The organism is Meiothermus cerbereus DSM 11376, from assembly GCF_000620065.1.
Taxonomy (GTDB): domain Bacteria; phylum Deinococcota; class Deinococci; order Deinococcales; family Thermaceae; genus Meiothermus; species Meiothermus cerbereus.
This window is the reverse complement of sequence record NZ_JHVI01000007.1, coordinates 90,386-106,699: the sequence shown is the minus strand read 5'-3', so window position 1 is coordinate 106,699 and position 16,314 is coordinate 90,386. Positions and strand designations below refer to the sequence as shown.

15 protein-coding genes are annotated in these 16,314 nt (G+C 62.7%); 9 read left to right on the top strand and 6 right to left on the bottom strand.

Annotated features, from left to right (window positions below; translation table 11 throughout):
* Nucleotides 1-60: 60 nt before the first annotated feature.
* The 5 genes from Q355_RS0102615 to Q355_RS0102590 all read left to right on the top strand — a co-directional run bounded on the left by Q355_RS0102615 (nucleotide 61) and on the right by Q355_RS0102590 (nucleotide 4,808).
* Entirely contained in the window at nucleotides 61-1,155 is a 1,095-nt protein-coding gene (locus Q355_RS0102615; protein ID WP_027876353.1) for a type IV pilus twitching motility protein PilT, read from the top strand.
* Nucleotides 1,156-1,256: 101 nt separating this feature from the next.
* Nucleotides 1,257-1,955, top strand: coding sequence for a purine-nucleoside phosphorylase (deoD, locus tag Q355_RS0102610; RefSeq protein WP_027876352.1), 699 nt, complete (start codon nucleotides 1,257-1,259; stop codon nucleotides 1,953-1,955).
* 141 nt (nucleotides 1,956-2,096) lie between these two features.
* A complete protein-coding gene (gene argF / locus Q355_RS0102605; RefSeq protein ID WP_027876351.1) occupies nucleotides 2,097-3,038 on the top strand; it encodes an ornithine carbamoyltransferase in 942 nt (313 codons plus the stop codon).
* Nucleotides 3,039-3,222: 184 nt separating this feature from the next.
* The gene (gene argC, locus Q355_RS0102595; RefSeq protein WP_027876350.1) at nucleotides 3,223-4,188 is read left to right on the top strand and encodes an N-acetyl-gamma-glutamyl-phosphate reductase; all 966 of its coding nucleotides are present in this window, start codon (nucleotides 3,223-3,225) and stop codon (nucleotides 4,186-4,188) included.
* Between the two features lie 2 nt (nucleotides 4,189-4,190).
* Nucleotides 4,191-4,808, top strand: coding sequence for a DsbA family oxidoreductase (locus tag Q355_RS0102590; RefSeq protein ID WP_027876349.1), 618 nt, complete (start codon nucleotides 4,191-4,193; stop codon nucleotides 4,806-4,808).
* Between the two features lie 138 nt (nucleotides 4,809-4,946).
* On the opposite strand, the gene Q355_RS0102585 is transcribed toward Q355_RS0102590, so the two are convergent.
* Nucleotides 4,947-5,933 (bottom strand): hypothetical protein, encoded by a 987-nt coding sequence (locus tag Q355_RS0102585; RefSeq protein WP_027876348.1) that lies wholly within the window; start codon nucleotides 5,931-5,933, stop codon nucleotides 4,947-4,949.
* 163 nt (nucleotides 5,934-6,096) lie between these two features.
* On the opposite strand from Q355_RS0102585, the gene Q355_RS0102580 reads away from it, so the two are divergent.
* Genes Q355_RS0102580 through Q355_RS0102565 form a run of 4 tightly spaced genes read left to right on the top strand, consistent with a single transcriptional unit; the run spans nucleotide 6,097 to nucleotide 9,849 of the window.
* On the top strand, nucleotides 6,097-6,294 hold the full coding sequence (locus tag Q355_RS0102580) for a CopZ family metallochaperone (RefSeq protein ID WP_027876347.1): 198 nt from the start codon (nucleotides 6,097-6,099) through the stop codon (nucleotides 6,292-6,294).
* Entirely contained in the window at nucleotides 6,295-6,579 is a 285-nt protein-coding gene (locus Q355_RS0102575) for a metal-sensitive transcriptional regulator (protein ID WP_027876346.1), read from the top strand.
* 16 nt (nucleotides 6,580-6,595) lie between these two features.
* On the top strand, nucleotides 6,596-9,253 hold the full coding sequence (locus tag Q355_RS0102570) for a heavy metal translocating P-type ATPase (RefSeq protein ID WP_084496022.1): 2,658 nt from the start codon (nucleotides 6,596-6,598) through the stop codon (nucleotides 9,251-9,253).
* A 14-nt stretch (nucleotides 9,254-9,267) separates the two neighbouring features.
* Nucleotides 9,268-9,849 carry a DUF305 domain-containing protein gene (locus tag Q355_RS0102565; protein ID WP_027876344.1) on the top strand — a complete coding sequence of 194 codons (582 nt, stop codon included), beginning with the start codon at nucleotides 9,268-9,270 and terminating at the stop codon, nucleotides 9,847-9,849.
* Between the two features lie 352 nt (nucleotides 9,850-10,201).
* Here Q355_RS0102565 and Q355_RS0102560 read toward each other — a convergent pair whose 3' ends face one another.
* From Q355_RS0102560 to Q355_RS0102540, 5 genes are all read right to left on the bottom strand, one after another.
* Entirely contained in the window at nucleotides 10,202-11,629 is a 1,428-nt protein-coding gene (locus Q355_RS0102560) for an RtcB family protein (RefSeq protein WP_027876343.1), read from the bottom strand.
* Between the two features lie 10 nt (nucleotides 11,630-11,639).
* Entirely contained in the window at nucleotides 11,640-12,086 is a 447-nt protein-coding gene (locus Q355_RS0102555) for an archease (protein WP_027876342.1), read from the bottom strand.
* Nucleotides 12,087-12,173: 87 nt separating this feature from the next.
* The gene (locus Q355_RS0102550) at nucleotides 12,174-12,623 is read right to left on the bottom strand and encodes a low molecular weight protein-tyrosine-phosphatase (RefSeq protein WP_027876341.1); all 450 of its coding nucleotides are present in this window, start codon (nucleotides 12,621-12,623) and stop codon (nucleotides 12,174-12,176) included.
* Nucleotides 12,620-14,209 carry an alpha-amylase family glycosyl hydrolase gene (locus Q355_RS0102545; protein WP_027876340.1) on the bottom strand — a complete coding sequence of 530 codons (1,590 nt, stop codon included), beginning with the start codon at nucleotides 14,207-14,209 and terminating at the stop codon, nucleotides 12,620-12,622. Before Q355_RS0102545 ends, Q355_RS0102550 begins: the two co-directional genes overlap by 4 nt.
* Nucleotides 14,210-14,219: 10 nt before the next feature.
* Nucleotides 14,220-16,130, bottom strand: coding sequence for an alpha-amylase family protein (locus tag Q355_RS0102540; RefSeq protein WP_027876339.1), 1,911 nt, complete (start codon nucleotides 16,128-16,130; stop codon nucleotides 14,220-14,222).
* Nucleotides 16,131-16,314 lie beyond the last annotated feature (184 nt).

The window sequence follows — 16,314 nt, the reverse complement described above, 5'->3', positions numbered from 1 at the left end:
GTGGTTTGAATTTTGAGCAGGGGGTTATGCAAAAAGTGATAACCTTTGCCTTGGTCGCTTATGCATTTTGAAGAAATGCTCGTCTTGCTGGTACATAAAGGTGCTTCGGATATCCATCTTCACGCCGGCATGCCGGTGCTGGCCCGCATTGGAGATGAACTAAAAACCGTCAGCCAGAGCCTGGTTACCCCCGAGTTCACGGCCAGCCTGGTCGAAAAACTCTGCACACCGCAACAAAAAGCCCGCCTGCGCACCTTTCGTCAGGTGGATGTGGCCTATAGCCTGCCGGGCCTGACCCGCCTACGGGTTAACCTGTTTTACCAGCGGGGTTCCATCAGTGCTGTTTTGCACACCCTCAGCAGTGAGGATACCGACCTCAGCAAGGTTAATTTGCGCCAGGGGTACCTCGAGTTCTTCCGCGAACAACGCCGGGGTCTGGTGCTGGTTACGGGGCCCATTGGGGCAGGAAAATCCACCACCCTGGCCCGCCTGGTAGACGAAATTAACACCCACCACACCCGCATTATCGTCACGGTGGAAGACCCCATCGAGTACCTGCACCGGCCCAAGCGTTCTGCGGTGATTCAGCGCGAAATAGGCTCCGACGCGGTCTCCTACGAGAAGGCCCTGCTGGCGGCCATGCGCCAGAATGCCGATGTGATTGTAATTGGCGAAATCCGCGACTCAGCCACGGCCTCGGCAGTGCTCAATGCGGTTTACACGGGCCACCTGGTGCTCTCAACCTTCGTTTCCAGCGATAGTACCAGCGTACTGAACCGAATGCTCGAGCTCTTTAACCAGGGGGAGCGCAACATCAACCGGGTGCTGCTGGCCGAAAGCCTGCTCGGCATCATTCATCAGCGTCTGGTGCCCACCACCGATGGCAACCGGGTTCCCATCACCGAGGTCATCACCATGACCCCGCGTATCCGCGAGGCCCTCAAGCAGCCTAGCCAGACCGACCGCTTGCGCGAAGTGCTGCGCGAACAGGGCCTCGAGGGCTACCAGAGCTTTGACCAGAACCTGCTGGCGCTGTATTACCAGGGCCGGGTGGACTATCAGACGGCCCGCCTGCATGCCCAAAACCCCACCCAGTTCGAGCTGGCCGTCCTGCGGCAGTCGAGCGAGGAGGGGTCGGATGGGTACGCCAAGTAGACTGGTGGCGGCGAAGGCCTGGGGCAGAACGCAGGTCTGGATTCTGGCGGAAAACCTTACCGTACTTTTGTGATTCCGGTACAACAGGATAAAGTACAGGCATGACGCCACATATCTCCGCTCCGCAAGGCGCTGTTGCTGAAGCCATTCTGCTACCGGGAGACCCCCTGCGGGCCAAGTACATCGCCGAGAACTTTCTGGAAAATCCGGTGCTCTACAACCAGGTGCGCAATATGTTTGGCTATACCGGAACCTACAAGGGCAAGCGGGTTAGCGTGCAGGGCACCGGAATGGGCATTCCTTCGGCCAGCATCTACATTCACGAGCTGGTTCAGTTTTATGGTTGCAAGACCCTGATACGGGTCGGTACCGCCGGGGCCATCACGGAGCACCTCAAGCTGCGCGATCTGGTCATCGCCCAGGCCGCCTGCACCGACTCTTCCATCAACAACCTGCGATTCTCGGGGCAGAACTACGCCCCCATCGCCACCTTCGACCTGATGCGCCGCGCCTACGAGCAGGCCCAGTCCAGGGGTATGCCGGTACATGTGGGCAACGTGCTTTCGACCGACACCTTCTACCACGACCTGCCCAACCCCTACCAGCTCTGGGCCCAGTTTGGGGTACTGGCCGTAGAGATGGAGGCCGCAGGGCTCTACACGCTGGCGGCCAAGTTTGGGGTACAGGCGTTGTGTATCGTTACCATCAGCGACCACCTGATTACCCGCGAGAAGACCACCCCCCAAGAAAGGCAGGAGACCTTCAACCAGATGGTTGAAGTTGCGCTGGAGACCATCTAGCTCGGAGCAGTCCGCCATAAATAGCAACCAACGTGTCCGGCGAGCTCTCGTGCTGCTTTAGGTTTTGCTTGGGCCCGATCTTTGTATAATCAAACCCCAGGCGTGTGTTTTTATGCGCGCGGGGCACCTGTGGAGGTACCTGTGGTTGATGTCATCAAGCCGGTTGCCAGCCTGAAAGGCCGCGACTTCCTCTCCAACCTCGACCTATCGCCTACCGAGTACCGGGCGGTGCTCGATACGGCCCATGCCATGAAGCGGGGGGCTTTTAAGGGGTTGCGGCCCCTCGAGGGCCAGACCCTGGCTATGATTTTCGAGAAGCCCTCCTTGCGTACCCGCACCACCTTTGAGGTAGCCATGAACCAACTGGGTGGGCACGCGGTTAACCTGACCAATTCCGAAATTGGCCTGGGCACCCGCGAGCCGGTGCGCGACATTGCCCTCAACCTCGAGCGCTGGGTGGAGGGCATCATGGCCCGGGTCTACCTGCACTCGACCCTCGAGGAGCTGGCCCAGTATTCTTCAAAGCCGGTCATCAACGGCCTTTCCGATCTGCTGCACCCGGTGCAACTGCTGGCCGACTACCAGACCATCGAGGAAACCTTTCCCAACACCAAGGGCCTGAAGATTACCTACATTGGCGATGGCAACAACATGGCCAACGCCCATATCCAGTGCGCGGTGCTCTCTGGAGCCAAGCTGACCATTGCCACCCCCCGCGGCTACGAGCCCAACGCCATCATCTATATGGAGGCGCTCAAGCTGGGTGCCGACATCACCCTGACCCACGACCCCCTGGCGGCGGCCGAGGGCGCCCAGGTGCTCTATACCGATGTCTGGGTCTCGATGGGCCAGGAGGCCGAGGCCAGCCAGAAGCGCAAAATCAAAGACTTTGCCGGTTTTCAGGTCAACCCGGCTATGCTCGACCTGATTGACCCCGACGGCATTTTCCTGCACTGCCTACCGGCCCACTACGGCGAGGAGGTGGTCGAGGAAGCCACCCTGCACAAGAAGTCCCGCGTCTTCGACCAGGCCGAGAACCGGCTGCACGCGCAGAAGGCGCTGCTGTACCATTTGCTAAGCTAGGGTAATGGGGCAGAGCGAGCGCGTGCGCAAGCAGGTGGGCCAGCCGCAGGTAAAGTCACCGCTGGCCCAAGTGTTTCTTCTTCGACAGATGCTTCTAGGGCTGGGCATTCAGCCGAACCATGAGCACCCACACGTTCGAAAGTTGGTTGGTCGCCCTGGGCCGGGGGCCAAATAAGGAAAACCCATGAGTAAACCCAAGGTTTTCATTGACGGCGAGGCCGGGACTACGGGCCTGCAAATCCGGGCCCGTTTGCAGCATAGAGACGATATAGAGCTCATTTCGATTGATCCTGCCAAACGCAAGGACGAACTCGAGCGCAAGCGCCTGCTGAATGCGGTGGATGTGGCCATCCTCTGCCTGCACGACGACTTGGCCAAAGCCGCGGTGGGAATGCTGGAAAACCCCCATACCCGCCTGCTGGACGCCAGCTCGGCCCACCGGGTGGCGGAGGGCTGGGTATATGGCTTTCCCGAGCTAAGCCCCGAGCAGCCCGAGCAGATCCGCCAAGCGCGCTTCGTCTCCAACCCCGGCTGTTACCCCACCGGGGTGATTGCCCTGCTGCGGCCCCTGGTGGACGGGGGGCTTCTGCCTGCGGATTTTGCCGCTTCGGTGAGCGCCATCTCGGGCTACTCCGGCGGGGGGCGGTCGCTAATAGACGCCATGGAAGGCCGGGGAGAGCACCGGCTGGCGGGGAACTACCGGGCCTATGGCCTCGAGCTTACCCACAAACACATCCCCGAGATGACCCACTATTCGCGTCTACAACACCCCCCCATCTTTACCCCGGCGGTGGGGCGCTTTCGCCAGGGCATGCTGGACTTCATCCCGGTACACCTCTGGGCCCTGCCCAACAAGGTGACCGCTGCCGAGCTGCACGAAGCCCTGGTGGTGCGCTACCAGGGCCAGCGCTTCGTGCGGGTGATGCCCCTGGAAACCTACGGCCAGTACCACCCGGTGCTCGACCCGGAGGCCCTGAGCGGCACCAACCTGCTCGAGCTCTTCGTCTACGAAAACCCCGCGCAGGAACAGGCTTTGCTGGTGGCCCGTTTCGACAACCTGGGCAAGGGGGCTTCGGGGGCAGCGGTGCAGAACCTCGACCTGATGCTGGGCCTGGAAGGTTCGCACACCTACGAGTACTTTGGTGATTGAAGATGCAGCGCGTTACGGTCTACCTCGATTACCTGTGCCCTTTTGCCTGGCGGGGCCTCGAGCTGGCCTATGTGGTGGCCCCCCAGCTTGCCCTGGACTTTGAAATTCGGCACTACAGCCTCGAGCAGGGCAACCACCCCGAGAATGCCAGTCTTCCTCGCAATGCTCCGACCTGGAAGCTGGTCGAACAACCCCTGGAAGGCCCCAGATCGCTGCGGGCTTTCCTGGCCTCCCATGCTGCACGGCAGCAAGGCAAGGCCGCCCACCTGCGCTTTGCCCTCGAGCTGTTTCGCCTGCGTCACCAGGAAAGGCGCAAGCTGGACGAAGACCAGACCCTGGTGGATGCGGTCAGCCGGGCCGGGCTGGATCTGGAGCGCTTTATGGCCGACCTGGAAGACGAGGAGAGCCGACGGCTCGAGCTGGCCCGCGACCTGGAACAAGCCGGTGAGCTGGGGGTATTTGACACACCCACCTTCGTGCTGCCCTCAGGCGATGCGGCCTATTTTCGCTTTACCCAGCTCACCACCGAGCCCGAGCTGGCGGTAAACCTGTGGGAGCTTTTCACTTCTGTGCTGCATAACGGAGCCCAGATCGAGACCATCAAGCGGCCCCGTAAATAGAGCACTCTTCATAATCATCGAGCTGCTTGCCAACTTGACCCTGCATAGCACAGTGGCTTCCTGGAGGGGAGGCCACGTCTGTGAAGAGTGCGATAGACAAAGCCACCCCCGTACGGGGGTGGCTTTGGTTGGCGTTTGCTACGGCTGCACCGGCTGCCCGTTCAGGGTCACGCTGAACTGGCCGCAGCCGCTAAACTCGATCCGCAGGGTAGACGTTTGGCCTGCCGGGTTGGTGTAGACAAATTCCTTAGCCCCATTGTCAAAGTTCATCATCCGACCCAGGGGGTTCTGGCAGGCCGTGCGGTTCCAGTGCAGGGTGGGGTCGGTGTACCAGATCAGGCTGCGGGTGTTGTTGCCGCGTGTCCAGGTAGCGCTGCCGGGGTTGTTTTTGTCCACCGTGATGGTGCCGGCATCCCAGGGGTTGCTGTTGCCGTCGTTGTCGGGGGCATAGGTCTTGCTGACGTTGAAGACCAGCGAGCCGGTGTAGGTGTTGTTGAAAACGGTCTTGCTCACGCTATGGGTGTAGTTCTTGCTGATCTTGAAGAGGGTGGCGTCTTGCTTGTCAATCGAGTAGCTACCGTTCAGGGTGCGCTCCACGGAGCGGTTGTCGCCACTGACCCGCGCTTTGAAATTGGTGAAGGTGACGCTATAGCCGCTATAGGGCTGGTTGTCGTTGGTGTCCTGGAGGCTAATGGAGCCATTCAGGTTGTAGCTGATGCCGCCGGAGCCAGTGTAGCTGCAATCATAGGATGTTGTGGCGTTGGCGGGCACACCATCATCGTCGGCATCTACTAGCGGGGAAGGGCTGGTGCTGATGGCGCAGTTCCCGCTGCCCGAAGGGGGCAGGTACAGCACCCCTACCGCCCGCAAGAACAGGTGGATGCGGCGGGGCAGACCCCAGGTCTGGGCGTTGGCATCCAGGCTGTCTACTTGCCCCTGGGCGCTCAAGGCTGCGCTGCTGGCATCCCCCAGCATGGCGCCGGTGAGTTGCAGGTCGCCCTGGGCGGCTTCGGAGAGGGCCTGGGCATCGGCCTGGGTTAGGGTGCTCTGGGTTTGCTGGGTTCCACAAGCGGCCAGCAGGCCCAACAGGGTGAGTCCGGCGAGGTTGCGCAGGGTCTTGTACATGGCTCTTCCTCCTGTTTTAGAGGATGCTCCTGAAAACTGAAGGGGAGGCATGGTGGATTCTTAACCGAAGCTGAAGGAAGCGTTACCTTCGTCCAGGCAATCGTGACTTTTGTCCTTACCCCACCCCAGGGGGGGAGGGTATACTGGGGCCGTGGAGGTGACCATGACCCAACTCAAGATTGAAGGTATGAGCTGTAACAACTGCGTGCGCCACGTGACCGAAGCCCTCAAAAAGGTACCGGGGGTCGAGCAGGTGGAGGTTTCGCTGCAAGAGGGCCGGGCTACCGTGAGCGGGACGGCGCCGGTGGAGAAGCTGATCGAGGCGGTGCAGGAAGAGGGCTATACCGCTCGGGTGGCTTGAATGACGCACGAACACACCCTGCACCTCGACCCCAAGGTGCGCCAGGAGGCCCGCAACCGGCTGCTTTCGGCCAGGGGGCACCTCGAGGGCGTCCTCAAGATGCTCGAGGGTGAGCCTTACTGCGTGGACGTGCTCAAGCAGATCAAGGCCGTGCAGGGGGCCCTCGACAAGGTGGGGGAGATGGTGCTCAAGAGCCACCTCGAGCACCACGTAGCCAGCGCCGCCCAGCGGGGCGACACCAAGCAGATGGTGGAAGAGCTGATGGAGGTTCTCAAGTACCGCTAAGGGCTATGGGTAAGGTATGAGCAAAGAGCTGCAAATCGGCGTCCAGGGCATGACCTGCGCGGCCTGTGTGAACCGGGTGGAACGCGGGCTGAAGAAGCTTGAAGGGGTGGAGGCGGTCTCGGTCAATCTGGCAACCGAGCACGCTCACGTGGTCTACGACCCCCAAAAGACCACCTCCCAGGCCCTGCTGGAGAAGGTGCGCGAGGCGGGCTACACCCCGGTGGTGGCCGAGGTCGAACTGGGCGTGACCGGCATGACCTGCGCGGCCTGTGTGAACCGGGTGGAGCGGGCCTTGAAGAAGTTGGAGGGGGTGCTGGAGGCCAGCGTCAACCTGGCTACCGAGCGGGCTTGGGTGAAGTACCTTCCGGCCAGCACCAGCGTGGCCCAGTTCAAGCGGGCCATCCGCGAGGCGGGCTACGGCGTGCTCGAGCTGGGAACGGGCCAGGGCCGGGCCGACCTCGAGCGCGAGGCCCGTGCCAAAGAAGTGGCCGATCTGCGCCGCGCACTGCTCATCTCGGCGGTATTCGCCCTGCCCCTCTTCCTGGTCGCCATGCTGCCGATGCTCTTCCCACCCCTAGAGGCCTGGCTGATGGCCACCTTTGGGCACGGCGTGATGAGCAGCCTAAACTGGGTGATGCTGGCCCTGGCTACCCCCATTCAGTTTGGCCCGGGCCTGCGCTTTTACCGCCACGGCTGGCAGAGCCTGCGCTCAGGCTCGCCCGATATGAACAGCCTGGTGATGCTGGGCACCAGCGCGGCCTACTTTTACAGCTTGGGGGTGGTGCTTTTTCCAGGCCTCTTTCCCCCGCAGGCCCGCCATGCCTATTTCGAGGCGGCGGGGGTGGTCATTACCCTGATACTCCTGGGCAAGTACCTCGAGGCCCTGGCCAAAGGCCGCACCTCCGAAGCCATGCGGCGGCTGCTCTCGCTGCAGGCCAAGACCGCGCGGGTGGTGGAGGGGACGCTCGAGCGGGAAATCCCCGTGGACGAGGTGCTGGCAGGCGATTTGGTGGTGGTTCGGCCCGGTGAAAAAATCCCGGTGGACGGGGTGGTGGTCTCGGGACAGAGCTACGTGGACGAGTCCATGATCACCGGCGAGCCCATCCCGGTACGTAAAACCGAGGGGGACAGGGTGATTGGGGGAACCATCAACCAGAACGGAACCCTCACCTTTCGGGCCACGGCGGTGGGCGAAGGCACCGTGCTGGCGCAGATTATTAGGCTGGTCGAAAACGCCCAGGCTTCCAAACCCCCCATCCAGAACCTGGCCGACCGGGTGGTGGCGGTCTTTGTGCCCATCGTGCTGGCCATCGCTGCCCTTACGGCCTTGGTGTGGCTGGTGTTTGGCGGTGAAAATGCCCTCACCTTTGCCCTGGTCAACACCGTGGCGGTGCTGATTATCGCCTGCCCCTGCGCCATGGGCCTGGCCACCCCGGTGAGCATCATGGTGGGCACCGGCAAGGCCGCCGAGCTGGGGGTGCTTTTCCGCAAGGGTGAGGCGCTGCAGACGCTGCAAGAGGCCCGGGTGGTGGCCCTCGACAAGACCGGAACCCTCACAAGGGGCAGGCCCGAACTGACCGACCTCGAGGTGGCCCCAGGCTTCAACGAGGCTGAGGTGCTCGCGCTGGTGGCCTCCCTCGAGCAGAAGTCGGAGCACCCCATCGCCCGCGCCATCGTGCAGGTGGCCCAGGCCAGAGGGCTACCGCTCAGCGAGCCGCAGGGCTTCGAGGCTTTCCCCGGCCTCGGGGTGAGCGGCCAGGTGGGCGTCGTCCGCCCGGTGAACAGCCGCGATAGCGGTCTGTCCCAACCGGGGATCGTCCGCCCGGTGAACAGCGGCGATAGCCGTCTGTCCCAAGAGGGGATCGTCCGCCCGGTGAACAGCCGCGATAGCGGTCTGTCCCAACCGGGGATCGTCCGCGTGGACGTGGGGGCTGATCGCTACATGGCGCGGTTGGGGTTGGATGTCTCGGTCTTCGGTAGCGAGGCCGCCCGCCTGGCCGATGCGGGCAAGACCCCCCTCTACGCCGCAATTAACGGAAAACTGGCGGCGATTCTGGCGGTGGCCGATCCCATCAAAGAGGGTAGCCCGGAGGCCATTGCCGCCCTGCACCGCCAGGGCTTCAAGGTGGCTATGATTACCGGCGACCATACCCGCGCCGCCCACGCCATTGCCCGCCAGCTTGGTATCGACGAGGTGCAGGCCGAGGTTCTGCCGGACGGTAAGGCCGAGGCGGTGCGGGCACTCCAGAACAAGGGCCAAAAGGTGGCCTTCGTGGGCGATGGCATCAACGATGCGCCCGCGCTGGCCCAGGCCGATGTGGGTATCGCCATTGGCAGCGGAACCGACGTGGCTATCGAGACTGCCGATGTGATCCTGATCTCGGGCGACCTGCGGGGTGTGCCGAACGCCATTGCGCTCTCGCGGGCCACCTTGCGTAACATCCAGCTCAACCTGTTCTGGGCCTTTGCCTACAACGTGCTCCTGATTCCAGTGGCGGCAGGGGCCTTGTACCCATTTACGGGCTGGCTGCTCTCGCCCATGCTGGCCGGAGCGGCCATGGGCCTCTCTTCGCTATTTGTGCTGTCCAACGCCCTGCGCCTGCGTTCTTTCAGGCCGCCGTTTGGGCCTAAGGTTGTGGCCCCGGTGGGAGAGCTGGCGCAGGGGCTTGCTTAGTTAGGGAGGAAACGATGCAGAAATTTTTGGGAATGCTTATGGTGTTGCTCCTGGGGTGGAGCCTGGCCCAGACCGACCATGCCGGGCACGGCAGTATGACCATGCAGGCCATGGCCGAGCTACAAAAGCTCCAGGGGCGCAACTTCGATATCGCCTACATGTCCATGATGATTGACCACCACAAAGGCGCGGTGGAGATGGCCCAGGCCATCCTGAAAGTTTCTAAAGACGCCCGCATCCGCAAGGCGGCCCAGGAAATTATCGCAGTACAGAACAAGGAAATTACCCAGCTTACCGGCTGGCTCAGAAGCTGGTACGGCGTAGCCCCCAGCCAGCGCTACATGGCGATGATGCGGGCCGACATGAAGCCCATGATGGACGAGTCCCTGATGGGCATGATGCCAGGACACGGCAGCTCGCCCGACCGGGCTTTTTTAGAGGGCATGATTCCCCACCACCAGGATGCCGTGGATATGTCCAAGCTGTGCTTGCAAAAAGCCGCCAGGGCCGAACTCAAGCGCTTCTGCCAGGGGGTCATCGCCGTGCAGAGCCGCGAGATTGAGCAGTACCGGCAGTGGCTAAAGAGCCTGCCATAAGCTGCGTGTTCTCGACCCTACCGAGTCTGTGAAGCCAGGCTCGGTATTTTTTTGGTGTTGAAACCATTGCTATCCAGGTCTCAATAAAGCCGGGCCAATTGAAGCCCTTTGTGGGAAAGGCAATTGCAATGGCTTACCTCTCCTGATGAAGCCCGCGACGTAACCCAGTATGAGGCTCCAAAGAACTTGCTGGTTATACCGGATTCAAAAAGATACTCTTCAAACAAAAAACATCAAGGGGCTATCTTTTTGAATCCTAGAGCACACCCCTCGCTGCGCTCGGCGAAGAAAGCGCATCCCTTCGGTCGGGTTAGTTCATCACCGTTCGGTAACGAACTAACCGAATCTGGTATTACCCCTTAATGCAGATAAGGGGCTCGAGCCGCGCTACCTTGCGCGAGAGTCCGGCGGCGTGGGCGGCGTCCACCACTGCGGTTACGTCTTTATAGGCGCCGGGGGCTTCCTCGGCCACGCCGCGGGGGGAGGGGCTGCGCACGATGATGCCCCGCTGGCCCAGCTCGCGCACCACTTCCTTGCCGTGCCAGTGCTTGAGGGCCTGGTGGCGGCTCATGGCCCGTCCGGCCCCGTGGCAGGACGAGCTTAGCGAGCGGACCACGCCCTCCTGGGTGCCCACCAGGATGTACGAGGCGGTGCCCATGGTTCCGCCAATCAGCACCGGCTGGCCGACGGCCCGGTAGGCTTGCGGTAGGGCCGGGTGACCGGGGCCGAGGGCGCGGGTAGCCCCTTTGCGGTGGACGTAGAGCCGCTGGGGTTTGCCATCTACCAGATGTTCCTCGAGCTTGGCGGTGTTGTGCGAGACGTCGTAAATCAGACGTAGGTCGGCTTGGGGCAGCAGGTAGGCGAAGGCCTCGCGGGCCAGGTGGGTCAGGATCTGCCGGTTGGCCAGGGCGCAGTTGATGGCGGCCCGCATGGCCCCCAGGTAGGCCTGGCCCTCTTCGGACTGGATGGGGGCGCAGGCCAGCTCGAGGTCTGGCAGCTCGAGGCCGTATTTGTGGGCGGCCTGAATCATCTGTTTGCTGAAGTCGGTGGCAACCTGGTGGCCCAGGCCCCTCGAGCCGCTGTGGATGCTCACCAGCACATCGCCCACCTTTACACCAAAGGCCTCGGCTACCACCGGGTCATACACCTCGGTCACCTGCTGCACCTCGAGGTAGTGGTTGCCGGAGCCCAGGGTGCCCATCTCGTCGGCCTGACGCCGTTTGGCCTGCGCGGAGACCTGCTCGGGCAGCGCCCCTTCCATGCGGCCCTGCTCCTCGATGTACGTTAAATCCTCGGGCCTTCCGTAGCCACGCTCCACGGCCCATACCGCCCCACCTTGCAGCATGGCCTCGAGCTCGGCGGGCTCGAGGTGAATCTTGCCGATGCTTCCCACCCCTGCCGGCACGTGGCGGAAGAGCCCCTGGGCCAGGTCTTCCTTAATCGGCTCAATCTGGTCTACCGTCAGGCCGGTGTGGAGGGTCCGCACCCCGCAGGAGATGTCGAACCCCACCCCACCCGCCGAGACCACCCCATCCTCCTCGCGGAAAGCCGCCACCCCCCCAATGGGAAAACCATAACCCCAGTGGGCATCGGGCATGGCGTACACCGCCTGCACAACCCCCGGCAGGCTGGCTACGTTGGCGATCTGCTCCAGCACCTTGTCGTCCATCTCGCGCAACAGGGCTTCGCTGGCATACAGGATGCCGGGCACCCGCATGGGGGGGGTGGCCTCCAGCCACCACTCAAACTCGGATTTTTGAACCAGGCGGGATATATCCATAGGGCCTCCGTCAGACATCCACCACGCACTGCACCACCCAGTGGCCCTGCTCGTCCTGCCGAACCTCGAGCTCGCAGTAGGTGGCCCCCTTGACCTCCACCGCGGGCTGGTGACGTGCGGGGTCTACCGGCTCCCCCCAGGTCAGGGCGTGCAGGCTTAGCGCACCCCCCAGGTCGGGCGGGCTCAGGTGCACCTCAAACTGGCTAAAGAGCATCCGGCGGGTGGCCATCTCGTAGACCAGCCGGTTGAGCCAGTTCACCAGCAAAAGCGAGACCCGGGGGGCTTCACACTCAATCTCGATGACCTGCTTAGGCCGCACCCGGGCGGGGTCGGTAACCACGGCGGTGAGGGCCAGGGCCGCCTGCTCAAAGGCTTCATCCAGGGTGGGGCCGATGCCCCGCACCCCGATATCGGCCTGGTGGTAAAAGTGCTCCCAGCGCCCAAGTTGCTTGGTCATACCACCCCCTGTCTTTAGGGGTATTGCATACCTGTTACCGAATCATTACAAAAAGCCAGGCCGCTTGCCGAGGGCTTGCAGGAGACTTCAGGGGGCCTGGGTTTGCAGGAAGACCTCGAGCGCCTCGTCGAGCATCTGGTAAACCGCCTCGAAGTCCTCCAGCCCCCCGTAGTAGGGGTCGGGCACCTCGCCCCCGCCGTTTAGATCCAAAAGCAGGCGGACTTTTCCCTTGTGCGCGGGAAACATGCGCCCCAGGGTCCAGAGATTTTCTTTGTCCATCACAAAGATGTGGTCGAAATACTCCAGGTCTTCGGCGCGAACCTGGCGGGCCACATGGGGAAAATGGGCGTTGTACTTGCTTAGCACGGCCTGGGCGCGGGGGTCGGCGGTCTCGCCCTCATGCCAGCCGCCGGTACCGCAGGAGTCCACTTCAAAAGCCCCCTCGAGCCCCCGCTCGCGCAGCTTGCGGCGAAAGATGCCCTCGGCCATGGGGCTACGGCAGATGTTGCCCATGCAGACAAACAGTACCCTGGTCATAGCTTTACGATCAGGCCTTCGTGGGGCCGCAGCCCGAGCCTTCCTTCCACCTGGCCGTACCGATCCAGGTGGGTCGAAAGCAAAATTTCCCCTCCGGGAATAGAGAGCGCCTTAGGCTCCTGGGTGAAGTTCAGGGCCACCAGTACCTCGCTGCCGCGCAGGTAGGCGAACACGCCCGCCGGGGCCTTGTAGCTCTGGTAGTTTCCGTGCAAGAGGGCCGGGGTTTCTTTTCGCACCACCAGCAAGGTGCGCACCAGGGTCAGCATGGATTCGGGGTCGGCGTCCTGGGCCTCCACGTTGCGCTCGGTGTAGTCGGGGTTTATGGGCAGCCAGGGTTCGCGGGTGCTGAAGCCGGCGTAGGCATAGGGGGTCCACTGCATGGGGGTGCGCTCGGGGTCGCGGCCTGGGTCGAGGCCGTGCTCGCCGGCGGCCCCGCGCTGGCGTAGAGCGGCGGGGTCCTGCACTTTTTCGGGGGGGATTTGCCCATCCACCATGCCAATCTCGTCGCCGTAGTACCAGGTGGGCGAGCCACGCAGGGTAAAAAGCAGCATGGCTGCCACCCGGGCCTGGTCGTGCCCGATGCGGCTGGCCAGGCGGTGCTGGTCGTGGTTGCCCAGTACCCAGTTGGGGGTGGCAAAAGGCGGCAGGCTGGCCTCGTACTCCTCCACAATGGCGCGGATGTTTTCTGCCGTCCAGTTGTTCAGGCCCCGGAAAATCAGGTGGAAGTTGAAGGGCAGGTGGCAGCCGGGTTTTTCTGCTGTTCCGTAATAGGGCATAAGTTGATGGTAGGGTAGGTAAATTTCCCCCACCATCACCCGGTCGCCCGGATACTCGTCCAGCACAGCGCGCATCTCCTGCACGATCTCGCGCGTCTCGGGCTGGTCTTCCTGGTAGATGTGGATATGGCGGAAGCGGTCGATGTCGCCGGGCTTGTAGTGGGGGTTGTCGGGCTCGTCACGGAAGAGGGCATCCTCCACCAACAGCCAGATCACGTCGATGCGGAAGCCATCTACCCCTTTGTTCAGCCAGAAGCGCATGGCCTCGTACATGGCCTGGCGTACCTCAGGGTTGCGCCAGTTGAGGTCGGGCTGCTCGGGCAGGAACTGGTGCAGGTAGTACTGGCCGGTTCTTTCGTCCAGCGTCCAGGAGGGCCCGCCAAAGTAGGCCTGCCAGTTGTTGGGGGGCCCCCCATCCGGTGCAGGATCGCGCCAGACGTACCAGTCGCGCTTGGGGTTGTCGCGGCTCTTTCTGGATTCCAGAAACCAGGGGTGCTGGTCGGAGGTATGGTTGGGCACAAAGTCGATGATGACCTTGAGGCCCAGCCGGTGGGCTTCGGCCAGGAGTTCGTCAAAGTCCCTCAGGGTACCAAAGATGGGGTCTACATCGCAGTAGTCGGCCACGTCGTAGCCGAAGTCCTTCATGGGCGACTTGTAAAAGGGCGAGAGCCAGATACAGTCGAAGCCCAGGTCGCGGATGTACGTGAGGCGCTTTTTGATGCCCGGCAGGTCGCCAATCCCGTCACCATTCGAATCCTGGAAGCTGCGGGGGTAAATCTGATAGATAGTTGCGGTTTTCCACCATTCCATACAGTCTCCTTTATACCGGGTGCTGGGTTAGCCACAGCCGGGCATAAGGTTCCAGGTAGGCCGGGGCAGGGGTCTGGGTGATGAGGTCGAAGGGCTGCACAATGCCCTCCTGGCGCAGGGCTTCGAAAGGGAAGGGCTGGTCTTGCTCGCTGAAGTTGTAGACCTGCACCAGCCGGCCCTGGGGGTGTTCGCGCTTGAGCAGGAGCAGGTGGGGGTTGGGCTGCCAGAGGGCCTGGGTGGGGAAGGCTGCGTGCATCTGGGGGATGCGGGCTCGAGCCTCGAGCAGCTCTTTGATGCCGTGGAAAATCCGGTGTTCCACGGTGCCTTGCTGGTGGCGTTTTTCGGCCTTAGCCCAGTCCATCTTGGGCCGGTGCAGCCAGCGGTTGTCGTCTTTGTGGGCGGGTTCGTGGACATAGCCGTAGTCGTTGAGCAGGCCCAATTCGTCGCCCATGTAAATGAGCGGGATGCCCTCGCCATAGCCGATGAAGACTGCGTGGGCCAGCAGGATGCGCTCGAGGGCCAGGCTGATCTGGCGCGGATGGCCCGACTCGAGCGCGGTTTCCAGGCCGGCCAGGCTGGCCGTCGAACCGGAGGTGCGCCGGTCGCCGGTGGTGGGGTTTGCCTGGAAATGCATCCCCCGGGCAAACGAGCCTGGAAAGTCGCCCCTGTAAAACTCAGATAAGAAATGCCGATGGGCCGGGCCGCTCAGGCCTACCGCCGCCGCGTCGATGTCGGAGATGGCCCAGCCGATGTCGTCGTGGCAGCGCAGGTAGGTGGCCCAGGCGGTGCTGGGGGGCTTTTGTGGGAAGCGCTGCAGGGCCTGGGTGAAAAGCCGGGTGTCGCGGCTGGCCAGGCTGCTCCAGATCTGCACCATCAGGGTGTTGTGGTAGGCCAGGTCGCTTACCTTGCCGTAGTGTGTCCCTGTGCCCAGGTAGGCGATCAGGTTTTCGGGGGCCACGATGGCCTCGGCCTTGAAGGCTACTGCCGGCGCGCCGATGCGTACCGCAGCCCGCAGGGCCTGTGTCAGGGCGTGCACCTCGGGCTGGTTCTGGCAGTTGGTACCCAGGCGTTTCCAGGTGAAGGCGATGGCATCGAGCCGGAAGACCTCCACCCCTTTGTTGGCGAGCCACAAAATCAGCTCGAGGTACTCCAAGAACACCTCGGGGTTGCTCCAGTTTACGTCCCACTGCCAGCTATTAAAGGTCGTCCAGACCCAGCCTTGTACCTCGTCGTCCCAGGTGAAGTTGCCGGGGGCAAAGTCGGGGAAGACTTCCGGCAGGGTGCGCTCGAAAGCATCGGGCAGGGTGCGGTCGGGGTAGATGTAGAAGTAGCCGCGGTACTTGGGGTCGCCCTGCCGGGCGGCCAGGGCCCAGGGGTGCTCGCGGGCCACGTGGTTGAGCACCAGATCCAGACAGAGGCTGATGCCCTCCCGACGAAGCTGGGCGCAGAGGGCCTCGAGGTCGTCCATGGTTCCTAAGTCGGGGCGCACCTGGCGGTAGTCGGCCACCGCGTAGCCACCGTCGTTCTCCCCCTCGCGGGGGAGCAGCAGGGGCATCAGGTGCAGGTAGCGGATACCCAGCTCCTTCAGGTAGCCGATGTGCTGCCCCACCCCCTTCAGGGTGCCGGCAAACCGGTCGGTGTAGGCGATGTAGCCGTGCATCTGGGGCTCTTGAAACCAGTCCGGGGTGTGGATGCGCTTTAGGTCTAAAGCCTGCAGATCCTGAGGACGCTCGGCCAGGCTCCGCCCAATCACCTCGGCTACCCGCGCGGCTACGGCGGGGGCCTCGGGGTAAACCGCCTGCAACCCGGCCATCAGCTCGGGCAGGTAGCGGCACACCCTGGCCTCGAGGTCGGCGGATCGGTAGGCGTCCAGCGCCCCCATCTGACCCGCCATGCCCGCAAAAAAAACTCGCTCGTTCATGCGCCCTTGTATTCTACGCAATCCCCGGCTGGATAAAACCCAGAGCCGTTTGGGGGACAGGTCTTAATCATGTAACGCATTTGTGAGCAGGGTTAGGGCTTTCTGAGCCTGTAGCGGCCTGATTCTTAAGCTGCGGTTAATCCAGAAAAGCAACGCTCAAAAGTCCATGTACTTTGGTGACTGA

Bases quoted from the DNA above. Each gene is read 5' to 3' on its own strand.
- Q355_RS0102565 (WP_027876344.1), top strand. From the start codon at position 9,268: ATGCAGAAATTTTTGGGAATGCTTATGGTGTTGCTCCTGGGGTGGAGC.
- Q355_RS0102590 (WP_027876349.1), top strand. From the start codon at position 4,191: ATGCAGCGCGTTACGGTCTACCTCGATTACCTGTGCCCTTTTGCCTGG.
- Q355_RS0102580 (WP_027876347.1), top strand. From the start codon at position 6,097: ATGACCCAACTCAAGATTGAAGGTATGAGCTGTAACAACTGCGTGCGC.
- Q355_RS0102555 (WP_027876342.1), bottom strand. From the start codon at position 12,086: ATGACCAAGCAACTTGGGCGCTGGGAGCACTTTTACCACCAGGCCGAT.
- Q355_RS0102545 (WP_027876340.1), bottom strand. From the start codon at position 14,209: ATGGAATGGTGGAAAACCGCAACTATCTATCAGATTTACCCCCGCAGC.
- argC (WP_027876350.1), top strand. From the start codon at position 3,223: ATGAGTAAACCCAAGGTTTTCATTGACGGCGAGGCCGGGACTACGGGC.
- Q355_RS0102570 (WP_084496022.1), top strand. From the start codon at position 6,596: ATGAGCAAAGAGCTGCAAATCGGCGTCCAGGGCATGACCTGCGCGGCC.
- Q355_RS0102585 (WP_027876348.1), bottom strand. From the start codon at position 5,933: ATGTACAAGACCCTGCGCAACCTCGCCGGACTCACCCTGTTGGGCCTG.
- deoD (WP_027876352.1), top strand. From the start codon at position 1,257: ATGACGCCACATATCTCCGCTCCGCAAGGCGCTGTTGCTGAAGCCATT.
- Q355_RS0102615 (WP_027876353.1), top strand. From the start codon at position 61: ATGCATTTTGAAGAAATGCTCGTCTTGCTGGTACATAAAGGTGCTTCG.
- Q355_RS0102560 (WP_027876343.1), bottom strand. From the start codon at position 11,629: ATGGATATATCCCGCCTGGTTCAAAAATCCGAGTTTGAGTGGTGGCTG.
- Q355_RS0102550 (WP_027876341.1), bottom strand. From the start codon at position 12,623: ATGACCAGGGTACTGTTTGTCTGCATGGGCAACATCTGCCGTAGCCCC.
- Q355_RS0102540 (WP_027876339.1), bottom strand. From the start codon at position 16,130: ATGAACGAGCGAGTTTTTTTTGCGGGCATGGCGGGTCAGATGGGGGCG.
- Q355_RS0102575 (WP_027876346.1), top strand. From the start codon at position 6,295: ATGACGCACGAACACACCCTGCACCTCGACCCCAAGGTGCGCCAGGAG.